This is a genomic window from Terriglobales bacterium (assembly GCA_035651995.1).
In the GTDB taxonomy this organism is placed as follows: Bacteria; Acidobacteriota; Terriglobia; order Terriglobales; family Acidobacteriaceae; genus DASRER01.
In genome coordinates this window covers 41237-56226 of the sequence record DASRER010000028.1, presented here as the reverse complement: position 1 = coordinate 56226, position 14990 = coordinate 41237, and the positions used below count along the sequence as shown (strand labels likewise).

General features: G+C 66.1%; 11 protein-coding genes. 4 read left to right on the top strand and 7 right to left on the bottom strand.

Translation table 11 applies throughout. From position 1 onward, the window contains the following. Window positions 1–48 precede the first annotated feature (48 nt). On the top strand, window positions 49–3036 hold the full coding sequence (secA, locus tag VFA60_10350; GenBank protein ID HZQ92181.1) for a preprotein translocase subunit SecA: 2988 nt from the start codon (window positions 49–51) through the stop codon (window positions 3034–3036). A 173-nt stretch (window positions 3037–3209) separates the two neighbouring features. Here the strand turns inward: secA and VFA60_10345 are convergent, their stop codons facing one another. The 6 genes from VFA60_10345 to VFA60_10320 all read right to left on the bottom strand — a co-directional run bounded on the left by VFA60_10345 (window position 3210) and on the right by VFA60_10320 (window position 10057). Continuing rightward, window positions 3210–3782, bottom strand: a complete 573-nt coding sequence (locus VFA60_10345; protein ID HZQ92180.1) for a class IV adenylate cyclase — start codon at window positions 3780–3782, stop codon at window positions 3210–3212. Window positions 3783–3912: 130 nt separating this feature from the next. Continuing rightward, window positions 3913–4635, bottom strand: a complete 723-nt coding sequence (locus tag VFA60_10340) for a class I SAM-dependent methyltransferase (protein HZQ92179.1) — start codon at window positions 4633–4635, stop codon at window positions 3913–3915. Window positions 4636–4637: 2 nt separating this feature from the next. Next, entirely contained in the window at window positions 4638–5624 is a 987-nt protein-coding gene (locus tag VFA60_10335; protein HZQ92178.1) for a glycosyltransferase family 2 protein, read from the bottom strand. 10 nt (window positions 5625–5634) lie between these two features. Beyond that, window positions 5635–6231 (bottom strand): class I SAM-dependent methyltransferase, encoded by a 597-nt coding sequence (locus tag VFA60_10330; GenBank protein ID HZQ92177.1) that lies wholly within the window; start codon window positions 6229–6231, stop codon window positions 5635–5637. Continuing rightward, the gene (locus tag VFA60_10325) at window positions 6228–8120 is read right to left on the bottom strand and encodes a glycosyltransferase family 39 protein (protein HZQ92176.1); all 1893 of its coding nucleotides are present in this window, start codon (window positions 8118–8120) and stop codon (window positions 6228–6230) included. The genes VFA60_10330 and VFA60_10325 overlap by 4 nt, the downstream gene beginning before the upstream one ends. A 137-nt stretch (window positions 8121–8257) precedes the next feature. Beyond that, window positions 8258–10057 (bottom strand): hypothetical protein, encoded by a 1800-nt coding sequence (locus VFA60_10320; GenBank protein HZQ92175.1) that lies wholly within the window; start codon window positions 10055–10057, stop codon window positions 8258–8260. 432 nt (window positions 10058–10489) lie between these two features. Between VFA60_10320 and VFA60_10315 the strand changes: the two genes are divergently transcribed. Continuing rightward, window positions 10490–11068, top strand: coding sequence for an acyltransferase (locus tag VFA60_10315; GenBank protein HZQ92174.1), 579 nt, complete (start codon window positions 10490–10492; stop codon window positions 11066–11068). A gap of 102 nt (window positions 11069–11170) precedes the next feature. Then, window positions 11171–12304 carry a DegT/DnrJ/EryC1/StrS family aminotransferase gene (locus tag VFA60_10310; GenBank protein HZQ92173.1) on the top strand — a complete coding sequence of 378 codons (1134 nt, stop codon included), beginning with the start codon at window positions 11171–11173 and terminating at the stop codon, window positions 12302–12304. Here the strand turns inward: VFA60_10310 and VFA60_10305 are convergent. Beyond that, the gene (locus VFA60_10305) at window positions 12301–13548 is read right to left on the bottom strand and encodes a beta-ketoacyl-[acyl-carrier-protein] synthase family protein (GenBank protein HZQ92172.1); all 1248 of its coding nucleotides are present in this window, start codon (window positions 13546–13548) and stop codon (window positions 12301–12303) included. The genes VFA60_10310 and VFA60_10305 overlap by 4 nt on opposite strands. Before the next feature lie 56 nt (window positions 13549–13604). Between VFA60_10305 and hemW the strand changes: the two genes are divergently transcribed. After that, window positions 13605–14903 carry a radical SAM family heme chaperone HemW gene (gene hemW, locus VFA60_10300; protein ID HZQ92171.1) on the top strand — a complete coding sequence of 433 codons (1299 nt, stop codon included), beginning with the start codon at window positions 13605–13607 and terminating at the stop codon, window positions 14901–14903. The last annotated feature ends 87 nt before the right edge of the window (window positions 14904–14990 follow it).

The window sequence follows — 14990 nt, the reverse complement described above, 5'->3', positions numbered from 1 at the left end:
TCGAGGCGGAGGTGTGCTCCGCTCTCCCCGCAGTGAGGACCCCCTGAGTTGAACCTTCTAGCCAAAGTTTTTGGCACCAAGAACGAGCGCGAGGTAAAGCGGCTGATGCCGCTGGTGGAGCGCATCAATGCGCTCGAGCCGCGGATGGCCGCGCTCTCCGATGCCGACCTGCGCGCCAAAACCGACGAGTTCCGCGCGCGCATTGCCGGGAAAACCAAGCCCTTCGACGAGCAACTGGCGCGGCTGGCGGCCGATCCTGAGACCGACGCCGATGCCGCCAAGCCGGTGGAAGACGAGCGCGAGGCGGCGCTGAAGGAGGCGCTCGAAGAGCTGCTGCCGGAGGCGTTCGCCGTGGTCCGCGAGGCGGGCAAGCGCGTCCTCAATATGCGGCACTTCGACGTGCAGTTGATCGGCGGCATGGTGCTGCACTCGGGCAAGATTGCTGAAATGAAGACCGGCGAAGGCAAAACGCTGGTCGCCACCCTGCCGGTGTATCTGAATGCGCTGAGCGGGCGCGGCGTGCACGTGGTCACCGTCAACGATTACCTGGCCAAGCGCGATGCCGAGTGGATGGGCCGGCTGTATCGCTTCCTTGGGCTGACGGTGGGCGTGATCGTGCACGAACTGGACGACGCCGAGCGCCGCGAAGCCTACGCCGCCGACGTCACCTACGGAACCAATAACGAGTTCGGTTTCGACTACCTGCGCGACAACATGAAGTTCGACCTGAATGACTGTGTGCAGCGCGGGCACAACTTCGCCATCGTGGACGAAGTGGACTCGATCCTCATCGACGAGGCCAGGACGCCGCTCATCATCAGCGGCGCGAGCGAGGAATCCACCGACAAGTACTACCGCGTCGACCGCATCATCCCCAAGCTGGAAAAGGGCGAGGAGCGGGACACCGCGCCCGGCGAGCCGAAAATCCTGACCGGCGACTTCGTGGTCGATGAGAAGCACCGCACCATCACCGTCACCGACGAGGGCTGGGAAAAAGTTGAGCAGCTCCTCGGCATCGGGAACATCGCCGATCCGGAAAACTGGGACCTGAAGCACCACGTGGAAACCGCGGTGAAGGCGCACGCGCTTTACCGGCGTGATGTGGAGTACGTGGTGAAGGACGGCGAAGTCATCATTGTGGATGAGTTCACCGGGCGCCTGATGCCGGGGCGTCGCTGGTCCGACGGGTTGCACCAGGCGATTGAAGCCAAGGAAGGCGTGAAGATCGAGCGCGAGAACCAGACGCTGGCCACGATTACCTTCCAGAATTACTTCCGCATGTACAGGAAGCTGGCCGGCATGACCGGTACGGCGGAGACGGAAGCGCCTGAGTTCGAGAAGATCTACAAGCTGGAAGTTATCGTTATCCCCACGAACAAGCCGCTGCTGCGGAAAGAGAATCCCGACATCGTCTATCGCACCGAAAAAGAAAAATTCGGCGCGGTGGCCGACGAGATCCAGCGTCTGAACGAGACCGGCCAGCCGGTGCTGGTGGGCACCACGTCCATCGAAAAGTCCGAGAGGCTGTCAGAACTGCTGAAGCGCAAGGGCATCAAGCACGTGGTGCTGAACGCCAAGTATCACGAGCGCGAAGCCGAGATCGTGGCCCAGGCAGGGCGCAAGGGCATGGTGACCATCGCCACCAACATGGCCGGCCGCGGCACGGATATTTTGCTCGGCGGGAACGCCGAGTTCATGGCCAAGCAGGAGTGCTTCAAGAAGGGCGTGCTGCGTCCGGTGCAGACGGCGGCGGGCAAGCTGGCGGGCAGGAAGTCGGGCGAGGAGACCACTCTTCTTTATTACCAGGGCACCGAGTATGAAGCGCCGGCGGCGCAGTGGCAGGAAATTTATGCGCGCTACGAACGCGAGACGCGGCGCGAGCACGACGAAGTAGTCAGCGTGGGCGGGCTGCACATCCTGGGCACCGAGCGGCACGAGGCCCGGCGCATCGACAACCAGCTCCGCGGACGCGCGGGCCGCCAGGGCGATCCCGGATCGTCGCGCTTCTATCTCTCGCTGGAAGACGACCTGATGCGCATCTTCGCCAGGGAGTGGGTGTCAAACCTGCTCCAGCGGCTGGGGATGGAAGAGGGCGTGCCCATCGAGTCGCGCATGATTACGCGGCGCATCGAGGCGGCGCAGAAGGCGGTCGAGGCGCAGAACTTCGAGGCCCGCAAACACCTGCTCGAGTATGACGACGTGATGAACAAGCAGCGCGAGGCGGTTTACGGCCTGCGCCGCCAGTTGCTCGAGGGAGTGGACCAGAAGGAATTGATCGTCGAGGACTACGTCGCCGGCATCCTGGGCGAGCTGATGGATGAGTACGCGCCGGCCAACGTTCACGCCGAGCAGTGGGACCTGGACGGCCTGAAGAACCAGGTGTTCACGCGGTTCGGCGTGGACCTGGGCGCCGAGGGCGTGCTCTCGCAGCGCCTCAACCGGCAGGAGCTGGGCGACGCGGCCTTTGCCAAGCTGAAGGAGCGTTACGACGCCAAGGAAAAGCTGATCGGCGCCGACGCCATGCGCTATCACGAGCGCATGATCATGCTGAGCGTGCTCGACGCGCAGTGGAAGGACCACCTGCTCTCCATGGACCACCTGAAGGAGGGCATCGGGCTGCGCGGCTACGGGCAGCACGATCCGCTGGTGGAGTACAAGCGTGAGTCGTTCGAGATGTTCGAGGCGATGCTGCAGCGCTTCCAGGAAGACACGGTGCGCTATCTCTACCTGATGCAGGTGGTGGAGAGCGGCCGTCCGGCGCCGGCGCCGGCATCGGCGGGCGGGCCGCAAGGCGCAGCGCGGGCGCAGGCGGCCCCGGGCGCCGACGGCCACGGCCGCATGCCGGCAACCTCGATGGACGACGTGCTCGAAGAATTCCAGCGCAAGAAGCGCCGCGAACTGGAGCAGGCGCGCATGGCCGGCGCCGGCGACATGCAGCCCGTCCAGCAGGTGCGCCGCGCAGGCGACAAGGTGGGGCGGAACGATCCTTGTCCTTGCGGGTCGGGGAAGAAATATAAGAAGTGCTGCGGAGCGTAACCGCAGTTTCCAGTTTCAAGTTTTCAGTTTCAAGTTCGCGTGCGCACGGCGGCGGCTGAGAAGCCTTGGGCTGCGTCGGTGCGCGAACCGGTGCGGGGTCCTTCGAGTGCTTCGCTCAGGATGACTCATTGAGGCCGTGCCCAGGCGCCGCACCGCGAGGCGCGCCGCAACGTTCATCGATTTTCTTTGGCGCCAGTGGCCGCGAATGTCATTTCGGTCGCGCCGCTGCCGGAGCGGCGTTTCCAGTCTGCGAAAAGCTCGGCGTAGGACGAGGTGAGGTAGCCGTCCTGGCTGATGCCCAGCCGCGACGCGGTGCGGTCGAGCCAGTCGGGCGGGCCCTCGATCTCGGCGAAGTCGCCGATGGGCGTGTGGTCGAGGACGACGTGGCCGGTCGAATCGGCCCACTCGCTGCGGAACTTCTCGTAGCGGAACACGGGCTCAAGTCCCAGCGCCAGCAGGATTCGCTCGGTGGCTTGGCCATCGGCCACGCGGGTTTCCGTTTCCACGCGCGATTTGTGGCGGGCGCCGGGATTGCCCGGGCCCTTGTGGGTGAGCGTCCACTGGTCGCCGTAGCGGCGCAGGCGCAGCAGTTCGCCGCGACCGCGCAGCGGGTGTCCGGGAAAATCGTAGAGCGTGTTCACCTCGTGCGTGCGCGGGGTCTTGAGCTGGAAACCGGCGGAGGCGAGCCGCTGCTCGAAAGCGGCGAGGTCGGCGAGGCGGACCTTGATTTCGTTTTCCGCGGGCACGTGGCGAGTATAGCGGGACGGTAGGACCCCACGTTAGCGGCGCAAAAAGCGCGCCGGAAAGGATGGGGCGCCCGAGTCCGTGGTGAGATGCCGGCGGGCGAGGGCGCCCGCCGTTACATCGCGAGAAGCCCTATTTCTTTGTCGCGAGCACCAGCAGCGAATTGCCGAATGGAATCGGCAGGGCGCGGCTGAGGGGCTGCTCCATGCGGCTGACGGCATAGAGCAGCTGATTGATGGGCGCTGGCGGAACGCGCGGGACGGCGGGTCCGGCGCGCGTGATCGCTTCCACGGCGCGCGTGACGAGCTTGGCGGGGAACATCCAGTGGTAGTAGTAGCGCGCCAGCTTTACGTCGAAGCCGGCATCGGTCACCAGCGGCAGCAGGGTTGAGCGGCGATAGCGGGTGACGTGGTGATTGAGCACGTCGTGCTGCGTCCAGAGCAGGCGGAAGGCCGGAACGGTGATCAGCAGAACGCCGCCGGGCGCGAGTAACGTGGCGGCGTGGCGCAGCGCTGCGGCGGGCTCGGGCAGGTGCTCCAGCACGTCGAGCATGAGCAGCGCGGAATACGGTTGTGCTGGGCGGAAGGCGGAATCGAGTCCGCCGACGTGGATGCGGGCGCGATGAGGCCCGGTCGGATCGAGAAGCGCGGCTTCGGGCTCGAGGCCCTCGACGTCGCCGAACTTGAGCAGCTCGTCGAAGAGCAGCCCATCGCCGCAGCCGACGTCGAGGATGCGTTGCCGGCCGTTGGGCGCCAGATTTTCCGCGAGCACGCCCAGCACGGCTTTTTCGCGGGCGCGCCACCACCAGTGCCGCTGGTAGAGATCGCGGTAGCGTTCGCCGTAGCGCGGGTCCACGGCTAGTGGCGCGAGCGCTCAGGGAGCGCCGCGGCGGCACGGGCATCAGCAGTGCGCGGCGCGCCGATGACCTGTTGCACGATATAAAGCGGGCGCGCTTTCGTTTCCTCGTAAATCCTTCCGACGTACTCACCGATCACGCCGAGGAAAAGCAGGTTGACGCCGGAGAGAAACGTGATGAGCAGCGTGAGAGCGGTGAACCCGAGCGGCGAGCGGTTCAACAGGTACTTGGCGAGCACGCTGTAGAGCGCGAAGGCGAACGACGCCACCATGGCGAGCAGGCCGAGCATGGCGGCGGCGCGCAGCGGAACGATGGAGAAGGCCAGGATGCCGTCGGAGGCGAGCTTCATGAGGCGGCGCCAGCTGTACTTGCTGCGTCCGGCGCCGCGGCGGTCGCGCTCGATGGGCACGCCAATCTGGCGGAAGCCGACCCAGGCGCGCAATCCGCGCAGGTAGCGATGGTGCTCGCGCATGGCGCGCAACTCTTCGACCACCCGCTTCGACATCAGGCCGAAGTCGCCGGCGTCGAGCGGCAGCCGGACTTCGGAGAGCTGCGCCAGCAGCCGATAGAAGATGAAGTAGCAGAGCCGCACCGGCCAGGCTTCCTTGCGGCGGATGCGCTGCGCGTAGACCACGTCGAATCCCTCTTGAAACTTGGCGACGAACTGCGGGATGGCTTCGGGCACGTCCTGCAGGTCGGCGTCCATGACGACGACGGCGTCGCCGAAGGCGTGGTCGAGGGCGGCGGTGATGGCCGCCTGGTGTCCGAAGTTGCGCGAGAGCGCGACCACGGTGATGCGCGCGTCTTGCGCGGCGGCGCGGCGCAGCAGGTCGAGCGTGGCGTCGGTGCTGCCATCGTCTACCAGCACGATCTGGTGGCGCGAGCCGCCGATCTGGTCGAGCACCGCGCCCACGCGCCGCAGCAGCTCGGGAACCACCTCTTCCTCGTTGTGCAGCGGGATGGCGATCGAGATGGACGGCGTGGTCATGATTGCGGGTTCATGATTTGGCCTGGCCCTTGAAGTAAACCATGTTCCACAGGGTAGCGCCTAGACCGCGCAGCGGATACGGCTCGAACAGCACGGTGGCGAAATCGCGCTCGAACAGCGCGCGCCACTCAGCCTCGGGGCGCGCATAGTGGCCGCGGTCCATGCGCGCGAGCAGGCGCGCGACCGACGGCCCGGCCGGCATGATCAGCTCCAGGATGTGGATGTGTCCGCCGGGCGTGAGCAGCGTGGAGAGATTCCGCAGGATGCCTTCCACCGCCGGCGTCGGCAGGTGGTGAAGGAAGCTGTTGATCAGGATGAAGTCGTAGGGATCGCCTTCGGGCGTGAATTGCGTGGCGTCGGCGGCGATGAAGTTGCGCCCGTAGCGGCGGCGCGCGTCGTTGATGTATCCCTCGTTGAGATCAATGCCGGTGTAGTCGCAGTGGGCGAAGTGCTGCGTGTTGGTGCCGGGGCCGCAGCCGACGTCGAGCACGCGGCGCACCCGGCGCAGGTCGTTGTGGCGGCGGATGGGCGCGAACTTGTCTTCGGCGAAGGGCGCCTGCCACAGGCGGTAGACCAGCCGGTTCTCCATCAGGTTCGCGAGCCTCATTCGCGCCACCTCACCTCGAACCGGCCGCAGGGGGCCGAGTGCGGGAAGCGGGTGTCGAGATACTCGCGGAACTCGGGCGTGAAGCGCGAGAACTGCGGGTCGTTGCGGATGACGGCGACGCGCACGTCGTGCGATTCGATTTTCGCGGCGGTGGATGCGGGCGTCTCGCGGCTGAGGAAGTCGAAGAGCGTGCGTGTGGGGTTCTTCAGCCCGCTGAGGAAGTAGACCTCGGGCGCGTCGGGGCCGGCGTAGATGTAGGCGCTGGGGCCGGCGTGCGCGCGCACCAGCGGCAGCAGCTCGCGGTACTGCGCCGCTTCTTCGTAGCGGACGCGCAGGCCGCCGGCGCGCGGTTCGTCGAGGCGGAACGAAACCTGGTCAGGGTAGCGCTGCGGGCGCCGCAACTGCATGTAGAGCGAGCTTTCGTACGTGACCATGAAGACGAGATAGAAAGCGCCGAGGGCCCACGCCAGTTCGCGCCGCGGGCGGTAGAAGCTGCCGATGGCGAAGACGCTGAGGAACGTCAGCGGGCTGATGTAATGGAAGTAGGTGGGCGCGGCAAAGGGAAAAATAATCAGGCTGCAAACGGCGGTGGTGGCGAGCAGCAGGAAAGCCGCGTCACGTTTGGCGTGCCCGGCGGCGGCGCGGCCGAGCAGCGCGAGCGACAGCGGAATGGCGAGCGGCAGTGCCGCGCCGACCGAAAGCCAGATTTTCCAGCACATCACGGCGTCGCCCAGCGGCAGCACCAGCAGGAGCGCGAAAATGACGCCGACAAGCGCGATCGTCGGCGCCCCGATCCGTTTGTGCCACACGCACGCCGCGATGAGGAGCGCGAGTGCGGGCAGAACGAAAACCGATGTCCAGATTCCTGGAGGCGGGAAGTAAGCGAACTGCGTGCGGCGGAAGGGCGCGACGAAAATTCCCTCCACCAGCGCGCCGACTGACCCGGTGAGCGCGTACGGCGCAAGAAAGGCGAGCAGCGGCAGCGCGACGCCGGCGAGGAACGGGGCGAGCATCCGGAAGAAGGTCTTGAAGCGAAGGGCTGGAAAGGCGCTCCGGGTGCGGATTTCGGCCAAGCCCACGGCAAGCGCAATCGTTGCCGAAGGAACAATGTAGTGGCCCATGTACGTCGGATTGAGCGCCTGCGGGCCGATCATGCGGAACAGGCCGGCGACGAACGTTGCCAAACCCGCCGCGACGAACAGGCTGTACACGGTCAGCTTTCCGCCGGGGCCTTGCCAGCGCTCGCGATCGATGGACTGCTCGCGGGTCAGCAGGTACAGCACGGCGGCGGCGACAAAGTAGAGCCCGCTGATCTTGATGGTGACCGACAGGCCGCCGCAGAGGCCGGCGACGAACAGCCAGCGCGCGCGCCCGGTCTCGAGATGCCGGAGAAGCGCGGCGACCCCGAAGAGCGCGAAGAACAGGTTGTACCAGGAGGGCATGGCCGCGTTGTAGTTGGGCACGCCCCAGGCGGCGGTGAGCAGCGTGATCCCGGCGGCGGCGAGTGCGGTGGCGAAGCGCGACGCAATGTAGAACGTCGCGGCAAGTCCGGACAGGCAGAAGAGGAGCAGAACGTACCGGGGCGCGGCGAGGGTCGTGCCGAAAACGCGGAAGGCGATCGCGTTCAGGAAACTCAGGCCGCCGGTGTAAACGTCATCGAAGTCGCGGTGAGGGAGCTCGCCTGAGAGGACGCGCTCGGCGGTCTGGCCCAGGAGGCCTTCGTCGTGCGGAACCCATCCGCGCTTGAGTCCAAAGAGCGTGTACGAACCGCCGAGGATGATGGTGAGCGCGAAAATCAGCCAGAAGCCGCGCGAATGGCGCGTTTGCGGCAGCGGCGGCACGGCCGCGCAGCGCAACGGGAGTTCGAGATCGGCCTGCGCTTGGACCATGAGTGAAGGCCCATCCCTACTATGACACGGGTGCGTGGGGGCAGTGTGTAGGTAATTACCTGGGAGTCAGTCAGTCAGTTCTCCGCTCGGCAGCCGTTCTTGGCTGACGGACTGAACGACTGAAAGACTGACCGGCTCTACTCGCGCCAGCGGACCTCGAAGCGGCCGGTGGAGGTGCTGTTGGGGAAGGCGTGCACGAGGAAGTCGCGCAGTTCGGGCGTAAGGCGGGAGAACTCCGGGTCGTTGCGGATGACGGCGACTCGAACGTCGTGATGCTCGATGGCCGAGACCACGGTAGCGGGCGGCTCGTCGCTGAGGAAATCGAAGGTGAGGCGAGTTGGGTTGCGCTTGCCTGCGAGGAAGTAGACCTCGGGTGCGTCGGGGCCGGCGTAGATGCAGTCGCCCGCGCCGGCGTGGGCCTGGATGAGCGGCAGAAGCTGTTCGTACTGGCGGGCTTCTTCGGCCCGGACGCGGGTCCCCCCGGCGCGCGGCCCGGGAAGCGGTGCGGAGAGCCGGTCGGGGTAGCGCAGCGGATGCTTCAGGTCGATGAACATCTGGCTGTCGTAGGCCACGGCAAACAGGAAGTAGAACGCGCCGAGCGCCCAGGCGAGGGCAGGACGCGGCGCGCAGAAGCTGGCCACCGCAAAGGCGGCAAGCAAGACCAGCGGCGCCGCGTAGTGGAAGTACACCGGCGCGGCGTAGGGAAACTGGATGAGGCTGCAAAGCGCGGCGGCAGCAACAAGCAGGAAGGCGGCGTGCCGGTTGCGGTCAGAGACGGATGCTCTGCCGAGAGGAAGGAGCGCGAGCGGCACGGCGATGGGCAGCGAGGCGCCGAACGACATCCAGATACGAGGCCACATGGCGGGAACGGCAAGCGGTGAGGCAAGGACGAGAGCGAGTGCGATGCCAACGGCGGCGAGCAGCGGTGCGCGCAGTCTATTTCGCCAGCGCGCCGCGGCGATGAGCAGCAGGATCGGCGGCAATGAATAGAGGATGACGCGAGGCGGCAGCGGCGACCACAGCGCTGCCTGCGTTCGCCGCAGGGGTGAAACGAAAACGCCATGCACGAGCGCAGCCGTTGATCCGGTGACCAGGTACGGCACGAGCAGCACGAGCAGCGGCAAGGCGACGCCGGCGAAAAACGGAGCGAGGTCACGCAAAAGCGCGGCGAAGCGATCGGCCGAATGGCCGGCGCCGCCGCGAACCTCGGCGCGCGCCAGGGCAATCGCCACCGTCGCCGCCGGCGCGAAAACGAGGAGCAGATATGCGGCACGTCCGCTTGCGATCCAGAGCCGCAGGAGCAGCGCAAGGAAGAGCACGAGTCCCGAGGCGACGAAGAGGCTGTAGGCGCGCGAGCGCGCGGCACGTCCCGCACTGTCTCGGCGGCCTTGTTCGCGGGCGATGAAGAAGAGCAGGGCGGCGGCCACGAAGTAGAGCCCGCTGATCTTGATGGCGATGGAGCATCCGGCGCACAGGCCGGCGAGGAAGGTCCAGCGGGGGTGATCGGTCTCGAAAAAGCGCAGCAGCGCGGCGACACCGAACAGGGCAAAAAACAAGTTGTACCAGGAGGGCATCGCGGCCGGGTACGCGGGCACACTCCAGGCGGCGGCGAGCAGCGTGATGCCGGCGGCGGCGGCCGGCGAACCGAATTGCGAGGCGATGTAGAAGGTCGCTGCCGAGCTGAACAGGAAAAAGATGAGCAGCAGGTAGCGCGGCGCGGCGAGCGTCTCGCCGAAGGCGCGGAAGGCGAGGGCATTGAGGAAGCTGAGGCCGCCGGTGTAGGCGTCGTCGAAGTCGCGGTGGGGAAGCTCGCCCTGAAGGACGCGCTCGGCGGACTGGGCAAGCAGGCCGTCATCGTGCGGGCGCCATCCGCGTTTGAGGCCCGGGACGCTGAGGGCAGCGGTGAGCAGCAGAGTGACAGCGAGAGTGATGCGCAAGCGCGAGGGCGCGGCTTTCTCCGCGAGCGTCGGTCGGGGCGTGGAGGACAGAGTGCTGTAACTATGACATGGGGGTGCGGGAAAATCTCCATTCAAGCCAAAGGAAACTTGCGTGGGACGCCTTCGCACATTCCTGGCGCGGCTCGCGGTCATGAGGAATCCGCGGGCGGGGCCGGCCCGCGTCCGCACCGTCCGTGCCCTCGCCGAAATTTTGCTGAGCGCGCCGGCCGAAGGGCCGGTTGTCGCATGTGGGCAGCCGGTAATCGGAAACGTTACTTTGGTGCTGCCGGTTCCTTGCAATCGAAAAACAGAGATGTCAGGATGAGCAGTTCCACGCCGGAGTCCCTGAAAAGGCCCGGTTCAAGGCTGGAAAGCCGGCAATTGGTCCGGGCGGGCGCGGGCCGGAAAGCAGACCGAGAAGGCGGCGAATCCATGGCAACTCCCCAGGGTGTTTTCGTGCACCCGCATGCGTTGTGCGAGTCGGAGCAGGTGGGCGAGGGCACGCGGGTGTGGGCGTTCGCGCACGTGATGAAGGGCGCGAAGGTCGGCAAGGGCTGCAACCTTTGCGACCACAGCTTTGTGGAATCGGGCGCCGTGCTGGGTGACAACGTCACGGTGAAGAACAGCGTTTCCGTGTGGGATTGCGTGGAGGTCGGGAACAACGTTTTTATCGGCCCGAACGCGGTGTTCACTAACGACCTGAACCCGCGCGCCGAAGTGAAGAAGCCGCGCGAGCAGTGGGTGCCGACCAGGATCAAAGATGGCGCCAGCATCGGAGCCAACGCCACCATCGTGTGCGGCATTACGCTGGGACGCTACGCGTTCGTGGCGGCGGGCGCAGTGGTGGCGTCCGACGTTCCCGATTTTGCGCTGGTGATGGGCGTGCCCGCGCGTCCCAGGGGCTGGATGTGCAAGTGCGGCGAGCGCCTGAAGCTGAAGGGGACCAGGGGCCGCTGCGGCAAGTGCGGCAGCTCTTTTGTCAAGACGAAGCAGGGGTTGCGCGAGAAGTAAGAAGCGGTTTCCCGTTTCCCGTTTCACGAAAGCGCAAAAGCAGCAGCGAAGCGCAAAGAGCCAGTTGCACGTTTCACAAAAAAAGCATCAGGAGCACGGCAGATGAGCACTGCGATTGCAGCGACCCGCAAGATTTCATTTCTTGATCTGAAGAAGCAGCTGGCCCCGCTGCGTCCGGAAATTGACGACGCCATCCGGCAGGTGCTCGACAACACTTCGTTCATCAACGGGCCGTTCGTGAGCAAGTTCGAGGCGGAGTTCGCCAAGTACTGCCACACCAGGTTCTGCGTCGGGATGAACAGCGGCACCGACGCGCTGCGCTTCGCGCTGATGGCCGCGGGCATCGGGCCGGGCGACGAGGTAATCACGGCGGCCAACACGTTCATCGCCACCACCGAAGCGATTTCGCAGTGCGGCGCCACGCCGGTGCTGGTGGATGTGCGTCCGGACACGTTCCTGATCGATCCGGCGCAGGTCGAGCGCAAGATCACGCCGAAGACGCGCGCCCTGCTGCCGGTGCATCTCTACGGGCAGCCGGCCGACATGGATGAACTGGCCGAGATTGCCAAGCGGCGCAACCTGCTGCTGTTCGAAGACGCCTGCCAGGCGCACGGATCGGAGTACAAGGGCAAGCGCGCGGGCTCGATCGGGCTGGCGTCCGGCTTCAGCTTTTATCCCGGCAAGAACCTGGGCGCGTTCGGCGACGCCGGATCGGCGAACACGAACGATCCCGAGATCGAACGCAAGATGCGCCTGCTGAAGGACCACGGTCAGAGCCAGAAATATGTCCACGACATCGAGGGCTACAACGGGCGCCTGGACGCGCTGCAGGCGGCGGTGCTCAGCGTCAAGCTGAAGCATCTGGATTCGTGGAACGCGGCGCGGCGGCGCAACGCGGCGATGTACGCCGAGCGGCTGAAGAATTCACCGCAGATCCAGCTTCCCGTTGCCCTGCCCGACCGCACGCACGCGTTTCATCTGTTCGTGGTCCACGTGAAGAACCGCGACGCGGTGAGGACCGGCCTGGCCGAGATGGGCATCGATACCGGGCTGCACTATCCCATCCCGCTGCACCAGCAGAAAGCGTATGCCGCGATGCCGTTCGCGAAAGAGAAGTTCCCGGTGACGGAGAAGTCGGCTGCCGAGATGCTGAGCCTGCCGATGTTCGCCGAGCTGAGCGAGAGCGACATTGATTACGTCTGCGATGGGCTGAAGCGGATGACGGCGAAGAACTAGACCGCGCGCAGCACCAGCGCGGAATTCTTCGATCCGAAAGCGATGCAGTTGCACACGGCGTGCTCGATTTGGGCGCGCCGCTTTGTTTGCGGGACGTAATCCAGGTCGCATTCCGGGTCGGGCTGGTCGAGGTTGATGGTGGGCGGGATCTCGCCGTGCCGCATGGCGACCAGCGTGGCAGCGACGCCGGCGGCGCCGCAGGCGCCCTGCGGGTGTCCGATCTGCGACTTCAGCGCCGACATCGGGACCTGGCGGGCACGCGCGTCGCCGAGCGCGAGCTTGAGCGCGCGCGTCTCGATGCGGTCATTGAGTTCCGTAGATGTCCCGTGCAGGTTGACGTAATTCACGTCCGCCCGCGCGATGCCCGCTTCCTTCATGGCGAGATGGATGGCGCGTGCCGGCTCCTCGCCGCACTCGGCCAGGCGCACGCGGTGGAAGGCCTCGCAGGTCGATCCGTAGCCGGCGACCTCGGCGTACATGCGCGCGCCGCGCGCTTTCGCATGCTCGCGGTCTTCCAGCACGAACATCCATGCGCCTTCGGCGAGCACGAAGCCGTCGCGATCGGCGGAGAATGGACGCGACGCGCGCTCCGGCTCGTGGTTCCAGCGCGTGGTGAGGATCTTCATCAGGGTGAAGCCCTTTACGATGCCGGGCGCCAGCGGCGAGTCCACGCCGCCCACCAGCATCATCGGTCCGACGCCGGCCTGGATGTGGCGGAGCGCGTAGCCGAGCGCGTCGGTGGACGAAGTGCAGCCGGTGGTGACCACGTGGCTCGGCCCGCGAAAGCCGAAGCGCATGCTGACTTCGCTCGATAGCGTGCCCATGGTCCCACTGGGAATGCTGAACAGCGAGACGCGCTTAATGTGTCCGGTAAGCCAGAGGCGGTATTGCTCTTCGCTGAAGTCCTGCGCGCCGCCGCCGGTGCCGAGCATCACGCCGATGTCGCGCTTGTCGTCGAGCGACATCTTGTCCACATCAAGGCCTGCGTCACGCACGGCTTCATGCGACGCCGCCAGCGCCAGCGGAACGGCGCGCGAGACGTGCTTGCGCTCGCCCGGTTCGATCCAGGCGAGTTCATCGAAATCGGCGACCTCGCCGGCGATGTGCACCGGCAGGTCCGAAGGATCGAAGCGGGTGATGCGGCGCACGCCGCTGTGGCCGGCGAGCACGGCGCGGCAGAAAGCTTCGTTGCCCGTGCCGTTGGGGCTTACTACTCCCATTCCGGTAATGACCACGCGACGCATCCTGGCGTTAGTATGATGACGGAAGCGTTCCATCCGTTACAACACGGACCCCGGAATTGTCACTCGGCCTCTACATCTCGGTGCCGTTCTGCCGCTCGAAGTGCAGCTACTGCAACTTCGCGTCCGGCGTCTTTTCTCCGAAAACCTACCAGCACTATGCCGACCGCGTGTGCGCCGACATCCGCCGCGCGCCCGAGCTGGCCGAAGCGGTGGACGGCAAGATACAACTCGACGCCGACTCGATTTATTTCGGGGGAGGCACGCCTACGGTGCTCCAGCCCTCGCAGCTGGAGGCGATCTTCGCGGCGGCGCGCGGGCGCTTCAGCCTGCCGCTGGGCAGCGAGATCACGGTGGAGTGCGCGCCGGGCACTCTGAGCGCGGCGATGATCGAGCAGCTTGTCCGGCTGGGCGTGAACCGCGTGAGCCTCGGCGTGCAGTCGTTTGTGGACCAGGAAGCGGCGGCGGTCGGCCGGCTGCACACGCGCGCGATCGTGCTGGAGGAGATTGCGCGGCTGCGCGGCGCGGGGATCACCAACATCAACGTTGACCTCATCGCCGGGCTGCCGCACCAGACGGAAGAGAGCTGGCAGGCATCGCTCGACAATGCCATTGCGGCCGAGGCGCCGCACGTCAGCGTGTACATGCTCGAGGTGGACGATGAGTCGCGGCTGGGACGCGAGCTGATCGCGGGCGGCACGCGCTACCACGCGCACTTCGTCCCCGACGATGACCAGGTGGCCGGCTTCTACGAGATGGCCTGCGAGCGGCTGGCCCGCGCCGGGATCGCGCAGTATGAGATTTCAAACTTCGCGCGCGAAGGCTTTGAGTCGCGCCACAACCTGAAGTACTGGACGCGCCAGCCGTATCTGGGCTTCGGCGTGGACGCCCACTCCATGATCGAGCCCAGCACGTGGCTGCTCACCGCCGGCGTGAACGCGTTGCGCTTCGCCATGCCGGCGGAGCTGGAGGAATTCCTGGCGCGTCCGGCAGACGACGAGCCGGCGACGGACATCATCTCCCGCAGTTCGGCGCTGGAAGAGCGCTTCTTCCTCGGCCTGCGGCTGACCCGCGGCGTGCGGCTGGACGAAGTGGAAGCCGAGTTCGGCGTGGAGGCAGTGAACGACCTGGAGCCGAGCATCGCGCAGGTAATCCAGCAGGGACTGGTGGTCCGGCACGGCGCCACCCTCAAGCTGACGCCGCGCGGGCGGTTGCTCTCGAACGAGGTGTTCGACGCTTTCGTGGCCATCGGTACAGCGGACGATCTGCCGGAGCTGCTGGAGTACCTGGAGCGCACGAAGAGAGACGGGCCGGAAGGACCTGACGAGCCAAGGCCGCTGACGAAGAAAGTGCAGTGACGGCGCTGCTGGCTGCTGGTCACCGGCTGCTGGCCGGGATCGAGGTCCGGGCCAGAAGCCAGCAGCGAGCAGCGGTGTTGTAAACTT

What these genes read in the sequence shown, in the direction of transcription:
- VFA60_10335 (HZQ92178.1), bottom strand. Translation starts at nt 5,624, where the DNA reads ATGACCACGCCGTCCATCTCGATCGCCATCCCGCTGCACAACGAGGAA.
- VFA60_10330 (HZQ92177.1), bottom strand. Translation starts at nt 6,231, where the DNA reads ATGAGGCTCGCGAACCTGATGGAGAACCGGCTGGTCTACCGCCTGTGG.
- VFA60_10325 (HZQ92176.1), bottom strand. Translation starts at nt 8,120, where the DNA reads ATGGTCCAAGCGCAGGCCGATCTCGAACTCCCGTTGCGCTGCGCGGCC.
- VFA60_10315 (HZQ92174.1), top strand. Translation starts at nt 10,490, where the DNA reads ATGGCAACTCCCCAGGGTGTTTTCGTGCACCCGCATGCGTTGTGCGAG.
- VFA60_10310 (HZQ92173.1), top strand. Translation starts at nt 11,171, where the DNA reads ATGAGCACTGCGATTGCAGCGACCCGCAAGATTTCATTTCTTGATCTG.
- VFA60_10305 (HZQ92172.1), bottom strand. Translation starts at nt 13,548, where the DNA reads ATGCGTCGCGTGGTCATTACCGGAATGGGAGTAGTAAGCCCCAACGGC.